The sequence below is a fragment of the Chroococcidiopsis cubana SAG 39.79 genome (assembly GCF_003991895.1).
Lineage (GTDB): Bacteria > Cyanobacteriota > Cyanobacteriia > Cyanobacteriales > Chroococcidiopsidaceae > Chroococcidiopsis > Chroococcidiopsis thermalis.
The window spans coordinates 1-14,638 of the sequence record NZ_RSCK01000061.1 but is presented as its reverse complement, the minus strand read 5'-3'; the positions used below and the strand labels follow the sequence as shown (position 1 = coordinate 14,638).

Annotated in this window: 13 protein-coding genes; 6 read left to right on the top strand and 7 right to left on the bottom strand. The window is 41.4% G+C overall.

The features are described from left to right. Positions 1–16: 16 nt before the first annotated feature. Positions 17–1,108, bottom strand: coding sequence for a glycosyltransferase (locus DSM107010_RS25970; protein WP_015154339.1), 1,092 nt, complete (start codon positions 1,106–1,108; stop codon positions 17–19). A 785-nt stretch (positions 1,109–1,893) separates the two neighbouring features. On the opposite strand from DSM107010_RS25970, the gene DSM107010_RS25965 reads away from it, so the two are divergent. Beyond that, positions 1,894–2,319, top strand: a complete 426-nt coding sequence (locus DSM107010_RS25965; protein WP_106170283.1) for a DUF1824 family protein — start codon at positions 1,894–1,896, stop codon at positions 2,317–2,319. A gap of 14 nt (positions 2,320–2,333) precedes the next feature. Here the strand turns inward: DSM107010_RS25965 and DSM107010_RS40030 are convergent, their stop codons facing one another. Further along, a complete protein-coding gene (locus DSM107010_RS40030; RefSeq protein ID WP_199755746.1) occupies positions 2,334–2,525 on the bottom strand; it encodes a hypothetical protein in 192 nt (63 codons plus the stop codon). Here DSM107010_RS40030 and DSM107010_RS25955 point away from each other — a divergent pair. The 3 genes from DSM107010_RS25955 to DSM107010_RS25945 all read left to right on the top strand — a co-directional run bounded on the left by DSM107010_RS25955 (position 2,514) and on the right by DSM107010_RS25945 (position 6,733). Next, entirely contained in the window at positions 2,514–3,119 is a 606-nt protein-coding gene (locus tag DSM107010_RS25955) for a pseudouridine synthase (protein WP_106169563.1), read from the top strand. The genes DSM107010_RS40030 and DSM107010_RS25955 overlap by 12 nt on opposite strands. A 304-nt stretch (positions 3,120–3,423) precedes the next feature. Next, positions 3,424–5,478, top strand: coding sequence for a serine/threonine phosphatase (locus DSM107010_RS25950; protein ID WP_106169562.1), 2,055 nt, complete (start codon positions 3,424–3,426; stop codon positions 5,476–5,478). A 4-nt stretch (positions 5,479–5,482) separates the two neighbouring features. Beyond that, a complete protein-coding gene (locus DSM107010_RS25945; RefSeq protein ID WP_106169561.1) occupies positions 5,483–6,733 on the top strand; it encodes a protein kinase domain-containing protein in 1,251 nt (416 codons plus the stop codon). Between the two features lie 127 nt (positions 6,734–6,860). On the opposite strand, the gene DSM107010_RS25940 is transcribed toward DSM107010_RS25945, so the two are convergent. The 3 genes from DSM107010_RS25940 to DSM107010_RS25930 all read right to left on the bottom strand — a co-directional run bounded on the left by DSM107010_RS25940 (position 6,861) and on the right by DSM107010_RS25930 (position 8,490). Then, positions 6,861–7,079, bottom strand: a complete 219-nt coding sequence (locus tag DSM107010_RS25940; protein WP_015154334.1) for a DUF4327 family protein — start codon at positions 7,077–7,079, stop codon at positions 6,861–6,863. Positions 7,080–7,405: 326 nt separating this feature from the next. Further along, positions 7,406–7,966 carry a Uma2 family endonuclease gene (locus DSM107010_RS25935; RefSeq protein WP_015154333.1) on the bottom strand — a complete coding sequence of 187 codons (561 nt, stop codon included), beginning with the start codon at positions 7,964–7,966 and terminating at the stop codon, positions 7,406–7,408. A 275-nt stretch (positions 7,967–8,241) separates the two neighbouring features. Beyond that, positions 8,242–8,490 carry a type II toxin-antitoxin system ParD family antitoxin gene (locus tag DSM107010_RS25930; protein WP_106169150.1) on the bottom strand — a complete coding sequence of 83 codons (249 nt, stop codon included), beginning with the start codon at positions 8,488–8,490 and terminating at the stop codon, positions 8,242–8,244. Positions 8,491–8,931: 441 nt separating this feature from the next. On the opposite strand from DSM107010_RS25930, the gene DSM107010_RS25925 reads away from it, so the two are divergent. Further along, positions 8,932–9,324: a tetratricopeptide repeat protein gene (locus DSM107010_RS25925; RefSeq protein WP_106169149.1), complete on the top strand. Its 393-nt coding sequence runs from the start codon at positions 8,932–8,934 to the stop codon at positions 9,322–9,324. 10 nt (positions 9,325–9,334) lie between these two features. Here DSM107010_RS25925 and DSM107010_RS25920 read toward each other — a convergent pair whose 3' ends face one another. Continuing rightward, complete coding sequence (locus DSM107010_RS25920; protein ID WP_199755752.1) at positions 9,335–10,132, bottom strand: hypothetical protein; 798 nt, start codon at positions 10,130–10,132, stop codon at positions 9,335–9,337. Positions 10,133–10,750: 618 nt separating this feature from the next. On the opposite strand from DSM107010_RS25920, the gene DSM107010_RS40025 reads away from it, so the two are divergent. Then, on the top strand, positions 10,751–14,335 hold the full coding sequence (locus DSM107010_RS40025) for a glycosyltransferase family protein (protein ID WP_199755745.1): 3,585 nt from the start codon (positions 10,751–10,753) through the stop codon (positions 14,333–14,335). A 43-nt stretch (positions 14,336–14,378) separates the two neighbouring features. Here DSM107010_RS40025 and DSM107010_RS42435 read toward each other — a convergent pair whose 3' ends face one another. Beyond that, positions 14,379–14,558 (bottom strand): hypothetical protein, encoded by a 180-nt coding sequence (locus DSM107010_RS42435; protein WP_106169148.1) that lies wholly within the window; start codon positions 14,556–14,558, stop codon positions 14,379–14,381. Between the last annotated feature and the right edge of the window lie 80 nt (positions 14,559–14,638).

Genomic DNA, 14,638 nt, shown 5'->3' with positions numbered 1-14,638 from the left:
AACGATCCTAATGAACTTATGCAATGCTACTCACCGTATCGGCGATCGCCCGTTCAACTTTGCTAAAAAACGCTTGTTCTGAAAAATGACTCAGGGCGTGATGGCGAATTTTGCCGTAGTCCCACTGAATTTCTTTGGCAGCAAGCAAAGCATTTTGGATTGCATCTGGCGATTGTCTGTAAAAGAATACTCCTGTATGTCCTGGAATTTGAGTGTCTATGACTCCTCCCGCGCCATAAGCAATCACGGGCGTACCGCTGGCATTTGCTTCTACTGGTACTAGCCCATAATCTTCTAAAGCCGCAACAACAACAGAGCAAGCTTTTGACATTAAATATTTTCGTTCGGCATCGCTGACATGTCCTAAAAATCTGACGTTCTTCAGCGCTTTTGACTCTAGCCGTTGGCGTTCTGGTCCATCGCCAATGATGACTAAAGGTAATCCCAGCCAGTTAAATGCTTCCACAATTACGTCAATTCGTTTGTAACTGATTAGACGAGCTGAAGCTAAATAAAAATTTTCCTTGTCATTAGAAAAAGTAAAGTTACCGCTATTAATTGGGTAGTTAATCACCAGTGCTGGTTTGCTATAGTGCTGGTTAATTCGCCGAGCTACGATACTAGAGTTAGCGATATAAAGGTCGGGTTCTTGAGCATAAATTCGGTCAACCTCTCGCATTTTGCGAAAGATCATTTCAATTAACGGATAGAAATAATGATAGTCCCCATACTCTCTCAAGTAAGTTTTTGTATCCCACAAAAACCGAGTCACGTTATGGCAAAAGCAAATGTGTTGCGCTCCCTTCCTCTTCTTCACAGCTTTAGCAAAGCTACTGCTGCTACTAATAATGAGGTCGTAATCCTGCAAATCCAGAGAGCGAAAAGCAGGGAAATAGAGAGGAGCCAGCATTCGGAAATATTTTGCTGCACCTGGGATTTTTTGTAATCCTGTCGTGTGAACTATACGGTTACCTAAATCGACAGTTTGTTCGGGATCGTATACAGAAGTAAAGATGTCTGCCTCGGGATAGCGTTGACAAAGCAGTTCAAAAACTCGCTCTGCGCCACCTCTTTGCGTTAGATAATCGTGAACTAGGGCTATCTTCATGAAAAAATAATAGAAGTTTATTTAGTAGAGTCAAACTTTAGGAACAGGCATTATTACAATTCATCTGTTGAATCCGCGAACGTACAAATCACTATGTCTCCAGAGATAGTACTTGTTGGTAGGCGCTGGCATTTGCGTAGATACACTGAAAATATAGGTAAACAGAAATTATTATACTCAACTTGTTATCGAGAACCGATGGAATCGCATACCTAGCTGAGAAAATTTACCTAAACTTTAAATAATTGAGCAATGGAAGCACTAGCAAAAAATGAATCTTATTCGAGGGAGAATCGCAGTTCGCGTTCTGCATTCAATTGGACTTGACGCATTCACAGAGGAATTAGTTGCATTGAATACAGGATTCACAACGTATTGGCAGAATTACTGAAACTAAAATCGGGGTTCATGCTTTGCTCATATTTTTCGGTCAATCCAAATCGAATCTATAAGTTGGGTAGAATCGTTGACATCAAGCGAACTCAACTGAGGTAACAGTTCGTACCGAGTTGGAAAAGCCAGTAAATTATGACTTTCCGTATGCTAGGATGAGAAACTAAACTTTAAATCAAATTCGCAATTGGCAAGAGTTTAGCCTTGACCAATCGATTATAGGTCTAGTTCTAGGCAATGTTTTGAAAATAGTTTGGAATCAGCTTGCCTATTCTTTAGAAGTTACTTCAGGCTGTAAATTATTCCCTCCGTGTTGCTTGGCATAGACTGTTCTACTATGGCAACAAGCAGAGCTTCAGGCGTTATTTCATGCATCTCATGCATCGCTGCTTATGTCTCAGCCACTTTCGGATCGTTTCGCGATCGCCTCAGCCCAAAAATTACTGGAAGCTTTCAGTTGTTTGGAAGTTAAACCGGTAGAATCGGCAGCAGAAGCCGCCCAGTTGCAACAGGCATTAGTACTACTAAGCACGCAAGCAGATTTCGTCAACTTCGGAATTTGTGCCGACACGCCAGAGCAGGGGCTAGCAGCATTAGCATCCTATGCCAAAGCTTTAGGATATACAGTCGCCATCGCTCCTCATGATTTAGCTGCGGCGATCGCTCCAGTATATATTAAATTTAACGGTCAAAGACAGACGTACTACCTCGACTCCTACACGGGTACGTATCGCGGCGTGCTGGTATCCTATCATTCATTGGTAGAAGAATCAGTCAACGGTACTTACGGTTATTTACCGTTGGATTTGTTTCAGTGACCAGTTATCAGTTATCAGTAAGAGCGTGAAGGGTGGTAATGGGTAATGGGTAATGGGTAGTTGGTGGTTGACAGTTCTTGCTCCCTTGCCCCTCTGCTTCCTTGTCCCCCTTGTCTCCCTTCGCCCCCTAATCCCCACTCCCTTCGGTCGTGGGGAAGAGCGAGTTCCCCCTTGTCTCCCTTGTCCCCTCTACAATGGGTAAACACCGATACATTTTGTTTAATAAACCCTACGGGGTGTTGAGCCAGTTTAGCGATGGCGATCGCGCTGGCGCAAAAGAGCGGCGCACGCTCAAAGATTACATTCCCATTCCCAAAGTTTATCCTGTCGGTCGCCTCGACTGGGATAGCGAGGGATTGATGCTACTAACCGATCGCGGACAACTTCAACATCGACTTGCCGACCCTAAATTTGGACATAGCCGCACTTATTGGGCGCAAGTAGAACGAATTCCAAATGCATCAGCGATTCAGCAGTTAGAACAAGGAGTGATAATTGAGAATTATCGAACTCGACCAGCCAAAGTTAAACTGCTAGAACCCGAACCAACCTTACCACCAAGAAATCCGCCAATTCGCGATCGCAAAAGCGTGCCTACAGCATGGTTAGAACTAGTCTTGACAGAAGGTAAAAACCGCCAGGTAAGGCGAATGACAGCGAAAGTAGGATTTCCCACCTTACGCTTAATAAGAGTGGCGATCGCTCACCTACACATAGGAGATCTGCCACCCGGTCAATGGCGCGATTTGACTTCTCAGGAACTGGAATTACTTTTAAAAAGTGTAGGGTGTAGGGTGTAGGGTGTGGAATGTAGGGACAAGGAGGACAAGAAGACTTGGGGGAATTTAGATATATTCTTCTCATTCTGGCTCCTGACTCCTGACTCCTGACTCCTGTTCGCTAATAACTGATAACTGCTAAGCTGAACAAAGTATTGATTTTTTAAGCCTCGTAGCTCTACTTGGGTATATCCTGCTATTATCTATAGCTCGAACTATTCCTAAGTAGGGAAAAGTGACTTGTGATGACTTGGATGGGTAGCCAGTTTTCTGCCGTCATCGGGGTTAAAACGGCTCCTAAAATGGGAAGACAAGGAAGTTAAAGATGCTGATTTGCCCCCAGTGTCAGAGCGAAAATGCCAATACCAACAAGTTTTGTCAAGGTTGTGGTACTCCCCTGACCTTCAAGTTTTGTCCTGAGTGCGGGACTCAGGTGGCTTTAAATGCAAAATTATGCCACAACTGCGGCGCTCAAACGGGGACGGTGTGGTGGGCGATCGTGATGGGAGTTGTAGAGACGCAGGAAGGTTCGCCTGTTAGCAACTCAGGAGTCGTAGAAGTGCTGGACGTAGCAGGAGAACCAAAAATTGTAGAATCGCTCCCCAGCAGTATATCTCAGCAGAAATCAGAGGGAACTGCACCGCCTGCTCCCTTGGCTCTCTCACTTACCACTCACCACTCACCACTCACCACTTCTGCTTTACCAGCAGGAGCTTATTTAGATCTACAGCAGCGCTATCAGTTGCTCGATCCGTTGGAAATGCCTTTGAATCCAAGCGATCGCGTAGAGACGCAAGTGAGAGTCCTAGACTGCCAGCCATTTCAACTATCGCCCTTAGAAGCAGGCGCAAACGTGATGGTGGCGCAATCAATTCCCGCGATCGCCAAAACCTACATTGCCCTCAACTCTAAATTTGGGGAAAAATATCGTCAAAAGCTACCGAAAATCCACGATGCTTGGCAGCAGGGAAACCAGCAAGTGATCCTGATTGCCGATCGCTCCGATTGGCAAGACCTGATGCAGATGTGGCACGAACGCAGCACGACTCCAATACAGATTATGCAGTGGTTTGAGGATATGGTACGGCTGTGGCACGAACTGGAGCCTTGGCATTGTCGCCAAAGTCTATTGGAGCTATCTAACTTGCGCGTGGATGCGACTGGGAGTCTTGGATTGCAACGCTTGTATCCCGATCCACCTCAAGAAAATTTAACCTTGCAAGATTTGGGGCAGATTTGGCAGCAGTTATTTCAAGAATCTCAACGCACTAAATTTGGTTCCTTGGTAGAGCTACTGTTGGATTTAACTGCGGGCGACATCCAGACAACAGATGAGCTACAATCGCGCCTGCAAGCTACGAGTAGTGAATTACAATTAGATGCGATCGACGCACCTTATTCTCCTTCAGTATTGAATACACAGGAGGCAGCTGCCGATCGAGGAAAAGTTGGAGTAACTTTAAATAACTCTGCTGCACCAACTGTTATTCAAATGAACGAATCTCAAGAGAATTTTATGAAAAGCGAGGAGTTACCGACTTTAGTGCTGCCAATGCATTTGGTTAGCATTGAGGATGCGGGTAACACTGATGTCGGTCGTCAAAGACATCATAACGAGGATTGTTTTGGTATCATCACCAAAGTTGATAAATACGTGTTTCCTAGCGATCGCACGATTGAGGCACAAGGTATTTATATTCTTTGTGATGGCATGGGCGGACACGCTGGCGGTGAGGTAGCCAGTGCGTTAGCAGTGAAGAAGCTACAAGAATACTTTCACGCTAATTGGCAACCGTACCAAGCTTTACCCAATGAAGCTTCCATCCGCGAGGCAATTCGCATTGCCAATCAAGGAATTTTTGACCTCAACCAGCAGGATGCCCGTTCGGGTGTCGGACGGATGGGAACGACTTTGGTACTCGTTCTCGTCCGCAACAATCAAATGACCGTAGCTCACGTTGGCGATAGCCGTCTCTATAGCTTCAGCCGCAAGCGCGGATTAGAGCAAGTCACCTTGGATCATGAAGTGGGACAGCGAGAGATTCTGCGGGGTGTGGAACCCGCGATCGCCTATGCCCGTCCTGATGCCTACCAACTGACGCAAGCCTTGGGTCCAAGGGACGAAAATTATGTCAATCCTGATGTCAGCTTTGTGGAATTGAATGAAGACACTCTGTTGATATTAGTATCGGATGGAGTTTCAGATAATGGGCTACTAGAGCAACATTGGGAAACCCATATCGAACCATTACTTAACACGGGCGCTAGCTTAGAACGAGGTGTGAGCGAATTGATTGAATTAGCTAATCAGTACAACGGGCATGACAATATTACCGTTGTCTTAGTACGGCTGAAAGTGCGCCCGAAGTTGGAGCATTAATCGTGTGGTCACGCTATATCTGCTACATCCAGAACAATCCAAACCCCTGCAACAATGGCAATTCGAGGATGCGTCAATCGTCCGTATCGGTCGCGCCCCTGACAACGATGTAGTTTTGGCAGATCCCCTAGTTTCCCGCCATCATTTACTGCTCCAGCGGCAAAATGGAGAAGATTCATCGAGTCATGTTTGGCAGCTGATCAATCAGGGGACGAATGGGACTTTTCTGGATGGCGTGTTAGTCTCCCAAAGCGCGATCGTCGATGGGTCGATAATTCAACTAGCAAAAGGCGGACCTACTCTCAGGTTTCAATTTCAATCTCCCAGTACCAGAGCGGGGGAGCAGGGGGGCAAGCGAGCAGGGGAGAAGACTTGCACTCATGATGGTAATTCGCCACAGAACCTATTCTGCATTCACTGCGGTCAGCCCCTTTCAGTACAGCAAACGATTCACCAGTATCAAGTGCTACGTATTTTAGGACAGGGAGGAATGGGAACGACATATCTTGCTTGGAATCCCAGCCAGAAAAAGCCTCTGGGGAACAATTCAACTCGCAAGTCTCAACCTCAATTACTCGTCCTGAAGGAAATGAATGCCGAAATTGCCAAGGTTGCCAAGGCTCAAGAACTGTTTGAGCGGGAAGCTAATGCCCTGAAGCATCTAAACCATGTAGGAATTCCCAAATATTACAATTTTTTCGTCGAAGATGGGAAGAAATACTTGGCGATGGAACTAATTCACGGTCAAAATTTAGAACAGATAATTTATAAATACGGTCCTGTCACCCCAGCAAAAGCGATTGGTTGGATGCTGCAAGCGTGTGAAATTTTAGACTACATTCACAGCCAAGAGCCACCGCTAATTCACCGCGATATTAAACCCGCTAATTTGATGTTGCGATCGCTCGATCATCGGATTGTGGTGCTAGATTTTGGTGCGGTGAAAACGGGTGGAACTGCTTTTGTGACGCGGATTGGGGCTGAGGGATATTGCGCTCCCGAACAAGAACGCGGACATCCATTAATTCAGTCTGACCTTTACGCGATCGGACCTACTTTAATTTTTTTGTTAACAGGTGAAGCGCCGTATAAATTTTATCGTCCTAGTAGTAAAGGTTATCAATTTCAGTTGGATAGCATCCCAACTGTCACTCCCGAATTGCAGGCTGTCATCACACGGGTGACAGAGACTAAACCTAGCGATCGCTATGCCACGGCTAAAGAACTGGCAATAGCACTGAGCGAGTGTCACTGATTTAGGATGCACGTACAAAATAAGTCCGCTGGCGCAGACTGGATAGTAAGGTAGCCTACGCAGGTAGGCTTTGTTTGTATGCGCCTCAGACCTAATCGTCTGAGGGCAAATTTCATTGCGGACAGATCTATTCTTCGTCCCAAGCTTCTACCGATAGCAGTTCGCTGACGGGATCTTGCATGGAAAAGCCGAAATCCGTTAATTCCTGCTTCCAATAAGACCATTCATTACCAAATACGAGGGCAATCTTCCAGATACTATCTGTTGGTCTAACAATTTTGGATTCTACGAGCGAACGGATCTGGTGCTGGAACTTCACCATTGGGTGAATAACAGGCTGAGCCATAAGTTTTACTTAGATTTTCGATTGAGTTTGCTAAATACCTAACCTGAAACGCTTCCGAATTTTGATTAACACCGATGCGTGGAGTTTTTCTTCGGCGCAGAAGCAATTCTCTACTCTTGTACTCTACCACAAATGATTTGGCAAGTACCTTGACAATTGTTATTGGTTCGGGAATTACTACTGTGCCAGTTGAGTAACTGGAATGCAGGGAAGTGAAATTGGACGCTAAAAGCGATTGGGTTTTCTTAGCTATGTAAAATATGATAACAATAATTGCTGCTCTGTGATGCAGTACGGTTAATTAGTATTAGGCGATCGCCCCCAACTTAGACAAAAATTCGCTGTAAATTTAACACGAAACCGGGCAGCACATCTTCACCAGATAAAGTTAAAGGAGCTAGCAAAACTTCTACTGGTTGTCCCAGGCGATAGATTTCAACTTGACGATCTTGAGGATTAATTAACCAACCCAAACGCGCACCATTATCCATATATTCCTGCATTTTAATTTGCAGATCTTCCAGAGCATCAGTGGGGGAGCGTAACTCGACTACAAAGTCAGGACATAGGGGAACGTAACCATCTTGCTGCTGTTGGCTCAAAGCATCCCAGCGCCGTCTTTCTACCCAAGAGGCATCAGGAGAACGTTTTGCCCCGTTTGGCAGCACGAACAAGACGTTGGAATCAAATCCTTCTCCCAAATTCAAGTTTGCTTCTACCCATGTATCTAATTGTCCAGTTATACTGCGATTCTTGCGGCTAGATGTTCCTCCTGTGGGTGGCACAACAATTAAATCTCCTGCTGCCGTTTGTTCAAAATTCCACTCTGGATTAGCTCGAACGATGCGATCGAACTCTGCATCCGAGAGTTTTAATGAATTTATCATCAGGCTGCTGTTCATTGCTGTGTTAAATCTACAGGCAATTCTTTTAATTCAAATGTATCATTGACTGGCGATCGCAGAATTCTAGTTTTGTTCGGTTGCGATCGCGTATTCTTTTTATATGCGATCGCAATTCTTTCTATGAAACTTGCTATATTTAGCTACACGTGCAAACTGATAAAACCTCACCTCAATTATTTTCTCTCATATCATCGTCCAAAATTGCTTCAATATCTCTGGCACTATGAATGACTCGAAGAATTTCGATTCCTGAGTCACTAGTTAGTAATTCTCTCACGCACGGCTTGGCGAATGTCTTGCCAATCTTGAGCAGTAATCGGAGTTTCTTGACCAGAGGCTAGACCCTCCAATAATAAAGCTTCCAAACGCTCTTGGGCTTTACGCTCTCGATCTTGGCGCACTAATTCGCGAAAATACTCGCTAATTGTACTATAGCTACCGTTTGCTACTTGTTCTTCAACATAGGCTCGCATAGCATCAGGTAATGAGATATTGATGCTTTTCACAAGATTCCCCTAATGAACTTCTCTCTATATTTTGACAATTCTTGCCATTTCTTGTCACTACATATTTTTAGGCACGATCGCCATTAAGTACTCTTTAAGCAACTTGCTACATTGAACTGCAAACGCGAGTTGATAAGAAGCCACTGTTGTAGCAGAGTGCGATCGCACCTTCTCTGTAGAATGTATCTTTTTCTTAAACAAGTATTAAGTATTGAAGTCTCTTCCCGTAGAATTACTGAATGATCGCTTTGTTGATTGGTAAATAGATTGAATCTCTCCGTAAAATTGCGCTTGAGTAACCCCAGAAGGTAGCGTTAAATAGCTATGTCAGGGTGCTAAATCTACTTAAGTGCAAATACTTTGTAATTAATAGTAATGGAGGCGATCGCTCTTACATGAGAAGTGGGTAATTTAGAGTTATCCTTTACCCACGGTTTCTATATGCCAAAAAGACGAATCGAACGGATAGCTGCTGTTATATCAATTGTCTCATTTGGTGGCTCGATGATTTTTGGAGCTGTACAGGCTATTAGTAGCGGATTGAATCAGGCTGAAGTCATTCCTCAACTAACTGCTGTGGCTAAGCCATCTCCGGTATCGTTACCAAAATCAAAAATTCAAGCTCAGGAGCGCGAATATGAAATTGTTTTAAAAAGCGAACCAAATAATCAAATGGCTCTAGAAGGATTAGTTAATGTTAGGCTTCAAATGCAAGACCATCAAGCTGCTATGCAACCTTTGGAAAAGCTAGTTAAACTTAATCCTAGCAAACAGGAGTATAAAACTTTACTTGCTCAGGTGAAGCAGGAAATTAGTAAAGGTAAGCGATTGTAATTAAGAATATCTAATCTTTTTGAGGAAGTTGAACTGATAATCCTCCTTGAGGTGTAACGGTTACTAGTCCTCCTAAAGCCTGGATTTTACTAATTGCTAATTTGCGCGTGCGATCGTCGATCGCGTTGTTAAAAACCATAACCCATGCACTAACTTTAGCTGATTTACTCAATGGATTTTTTTCTAAAAATTTAGCTGTTTGCCGCGAAATAGCAATAACGCTTTTGCTTTCTTCGTCTGAATAGTGACTTGCCCAATTTGCTGCTATTTCAAATGATTTTTTGGCAGATGAAGCGTTATCTGTAAATAATAACTCATTCATTCCTTTGTAACGCCAAACATAGTACGATTTAGGTGGAAATTGAGCCGTCATGTGTTTTAACCCTTTTTCCATTAAGTTGATTGTTTTCTCTGGCATTCCAGCATACATAGTTGTACTACCAGAAAGGAAAGGGTAAGCATGGAGGAAATAAGGATCGCGATTGATGATGACTTCAAAAAATTCGGGACTGAGGCTGTAACCAGTTTTGTTACGAACTGTGTCATCGCCAAAATAAATCAAGAAGTTAATAAATGTCCAATCAGAAACTAAGTTATTGAATCCAAAGCTGGGTAGCTTACGTAAGACTTGGAGGCGTTGTTTTTCTACTGCTAACTCTTGATTGAGTTGTGCTACTGAGGTATTTTGAGCTTTACCAGTCAATTTATTGAACTGGGGTAACTGTAAAGCACCAATTGCAATCGCGCTTAGTAGGATTGCGGGCAACGTACCTGGAAATCGATTTAGTTTCTGATGAGATATCACGATTTTTACTAGACTTTAAGTAATATAGTCAATTCGTTTATATCTGTTTTAGCATAATATTTAAATTTAGAATACTATAATAGAGTCTGCAATTTAACTGATAAGTTATGTAAATAAGTTTTACGGATGCGATCGCTTCTCATTTTGATGTGGGTAATTTAGAGCTATCCTTTACCCACACTTTTTACATACCAAAAAGACGAATCGAACGGATAGCTGCTGTTATATCAATTGTTTGATTCGGTAGCTAATGATTTTTGTTGTTGTACGGGCTATTAGTAGCAGATTAAATCAGGCTGAGGTAATTTCTCAGAAAACTGCTGAGGCTAGTTCATTAATAGCATCGTTATCAAAATCACAATTGTAAGCTCAAGTACTTGAAGTATGAAATTCTTTTAAATGACAAACTAAATAATCAGCTTGTCTTAGAAAGATTAGTAGATGTTAGGTTTTAAATCTATGACTACAAAGAAGTCATTCAACTTTTGAAAACTTTAGTTAAACTCAATCCTAGTAAGCAGGAGTATAAAACGCTGTTAACGCAGATGAATCAGGAAGTAGGGAAGGGTAGTAAGGACAATCACAAACTTTTTTTACTAAATAGTAAAGGTAAGTAAATAAATGTCATCGAAATTAACTGAAGCTAGTATTTCTAATTGTCAAGCTAAATTCAATCTTAGCTATCATGTTTTGTATGCTTATTGGTGTCAACAGCTAGTTGGATTTGAAGGTAAAAATGTTCTTGAAGTAGGAGGAAGTTTACCAAAAGAATTTGTATTTGATTATTTAGACGCTGAATCTTGGTCTGCTATAGAGTCCCCTGACTATGAAATTGCTCTTAAGGAAATTGGTACTGCTTCTCAAGGCTCTAATCTTTATAACATAGAAGATTATTCTAAATTAAGTTTTAATATTGAAAAATTATCTAAATATAATTTATTTGCGGCTAACATAGAAGACTTACCTAACAATCACTACCATAAATACGATTTAATATTTTCAATAGCAGCTTTTGAACATATCCATAAATTTCCACAGGCACTCGAAAAAATGTTTTTGGCTTTGAAGCCAGAAGGACAACTTTTTTCAGTTTTCTCACCCATTTGGTCAGCACATGATGGGCATCATCTACCACCCATAACTGAATTCAATCAAGGGAAAGTTTTTGATTTTCATAACTCTCCAATTCCAGCTTGGGGGCATTTGATGATGAAACCTCCAGAGCTTTGCCGCTATTTGTATCAATTTACTGATAAGCAAACCGCAGATTTAATTACATACTATGTTTATAACTCTCCGCATATTAATCGTCTTTTTAACGAAGATTATGTAGAATTTATTAATCAAAGCCCGTTTATAGTAAAGCGTCTTGAGCGTATTGGGTTAATCAATATCGAGAAAGTAACTCAAGAAAGACTAGAAAAACTTTACCCTGGCAGAACTCAATTTGCAAATAATGGAATTTTAGTAATATTAGAGAAACCGAAAGACAAAAATCTTACATCGAAGTTATGGCAAATAAGTAATTTTAGCGAACAACCAACCACCGATGTCAGCAAAAAATTTGTTTCGGAGCCAGTTGTAAAACTTGATAATAATTTAACTAATTCTGCCGAGCGACAAAGCAAGCCTCGCATAGATGTAGTGCTGCAAGCAACTGGAATTCATGGTTGGTCTTTCTCTCAAGGTTGGATAAATACATTACAAAAACAAGGTTTACTACATCGTGTATTTAAACCAATTGCAGATTTTGTAGCCGAAGAACCAAAATATGATGATGGCTTGTTTGAATATCTAAAAAATCCTCAAGCTGATATTATATTACTGCTTGGGTTTGATTGGCATTCTCAGCCTTTACACAATACCGTTAAATGGCAGGAAAGATGGCGTAAAGCTCCTATCAAAAAAATAGCTCTACTTCAAGAATGCTACTCAGCTGAAGTTGTTCAAAGCACTCCTGAATGGAAGCAGCGAATGCGCCAAGCTCTTATCAGCACTACTTTATGTGTAGAGGGTTTAATTTGTCATCATGAACCTGATGTAGAATTTTTACAAAAACAAGAAAAGATATCACTACCTATAGTTTTTCAACCTTTTTATATTGATGGCGATAAATTCAAAAACAATATTCATTTTTTAAATAGAAAAAAAAGTGCTTTATTCAAAGGCAAAGCACCTAAATTTTTTACAGAAGCAACATATAATGAGCGACGTTCGCTAACGAGTGTCTTAAGTAGATGTAAAAATGTTGACTTATTTGAATTACAGAGTGATGTATTGTTGACAAATCCAACAGAAGCTGTGGAAATGTATGTCAACGATCTTAACTCTTATCAACTACAACTGAATTTACCGTCAATCGCACCTACATTAACGGTTCGTCCGTTTGAGGTGATGGGTTGTGGGAGTTTATTACTTCAAAATAAAGTCATCGGAAATAAATCTAATAAATTGTTTCAGGATTGGAAACATCTTGTGTACTACGATCCACAAAACCCAACAGATTTACTTGAGAAAATAGAATACTTATTAAAAAATCAAGATGCAGCTAAAAATATAGCCGAGCAAGGTTATAATTTATGTATTAACCACCATACTATCGAACATCGAATCCAAGCAATAATAACATGGATAAATAATAATCTTGAAGTAGAAGATGTAAATTCAAAAAAAATAGAAGATATTGATTTTAAATCGAAAACGAATATATCATTTAGACAAACTACAGAAGCTGAAAAAGTAGTTCTGCTTATCATCATTGACGGGGTATTCTTCCAACTGTATAAAACTGGTATTGCACGAGTTTGGCGATCGCTATTAGAAGAATGGGTGAAAAGTGGTTTTGCTCGGCATATTATTGTCCTAGATCGTGCTAGAACCGCTCCAGCTATTGCAGGCATTAAATATCGCCCAGTACCAGCTTATGATTATGGTAATACAGATGCCGATCGCGCCATGCTTCAGCAAGTTTGTAATGAAGAAAATGCCGATTTATTTATTTCTAGTTACTACACTACACCTTTATCAACTCCATCTGTGTTCCTAGCACACGATATGATTCCAGAACTCATGGGAGCAAATCTAAATCATCCCATGTGGCGAGAAAAACACTATGGAATTCAACACGCAACTGCTTATATTACGGTTTCGGAACAGACAGCACGCGATCTTGTTAAATTCTTTCCCGATATTTCTCTAGAATCTGTAACAGTTGCACAAAATGGAGTAGATCGTCAAATATTCTCACCAGCTGACTCTGATGCGATCGCTCGATTTAAGATGAAATACGGCATTTCTAAGCCATACTTTCTCATAGTTGGCGCTGGTGCTGGTTATAAGAATAGTATTTTGTTCTTCCAAGCTTTTGCTCAACTTCATAGCAAGCAGGGATTTGATATTATTTGTACGGGAAGTGGTTATGTGTCTGATGTTGATTTTAGAACTTATACATCAGGTAGTACCGTGCATATACTACAACTCAGCGATGAGGAATTGAGCGTTGCTTATTCTGGTGCTGTAGCATTAGTTTATCCCTCGAAATATGAAGGATTTGGCTTACCCGTGCTAGAGGCTATAGCTTGTGGGTGTCCTGTTATTACCTGTGCTAATGGAGCCATTCCAGAAGTCGCAGCAAAAGCAGCTTTATACGTAAATGATGAAGATGTAGATGGACTAGCAAATGCTCTTTGTGAGATTCAAAAACCCATAGTAAGAAATACTTTGACCTTTGCTGGACTACAACAAGCGCAAAAATTCTCCTGGTCAAAGATGGCAGAAACGGTGAGTTCCGCTTTGATTAATACTACTCTTCTGCCTTTAAATTTGAGAGAAATTAATTTGATTATCTTTCCAGATTGGTCGCAATCGGAAGAGACAATTAGTGAAGAATTAGAGCAAGTAATTAGAGCGATCGCAACTTATCCTGATAGTAATAAAATTACGATACTGGTCGATCGAGGTACTTTAGACGAAGAGGAAGTGGGTTTAATTTTATCTGATGTTAGTATGAATCTGCTGATGCAAGAAGATTTAGATATTTCAGACAGCGCGGAAATTTCTTTGATAGGACAATTGAGTGAAGTGCAATGGCAAGCTTTGTTACCTCGCATTCAGGCTCGAATCGTTATGGAAAATGAAAATCGAGATGCGATCGCTCAAGTAAAAGCTGAAAGCATACCATCTTGTGAACTAGGTAAATACTGTTAAATAGTCCAGTTAGTCCTATTTCTGCTTAGTTCTGCTGCCTTGTCTATAACTCTGATGCTGAAAGCCGTCCTTCAACTGGCTCATACTCATCTTCTAATAACCAAGTTTGAGCTTCATCATAGGTTGCGCTGCTGAAGACGACCTTATAATTCTCTGCCGGATCATACACATGGCAGCTTCCTGCTGGATCGCCAAGCAGCAGTATGTAGGGAGGAGATAACATCCTGGAGTTTAGACTAAATCAAGAAAAAAGCGGTCAATCCTGTTGAAGTGACCACTTTTTGGTCAATGCTGAGATTTAGA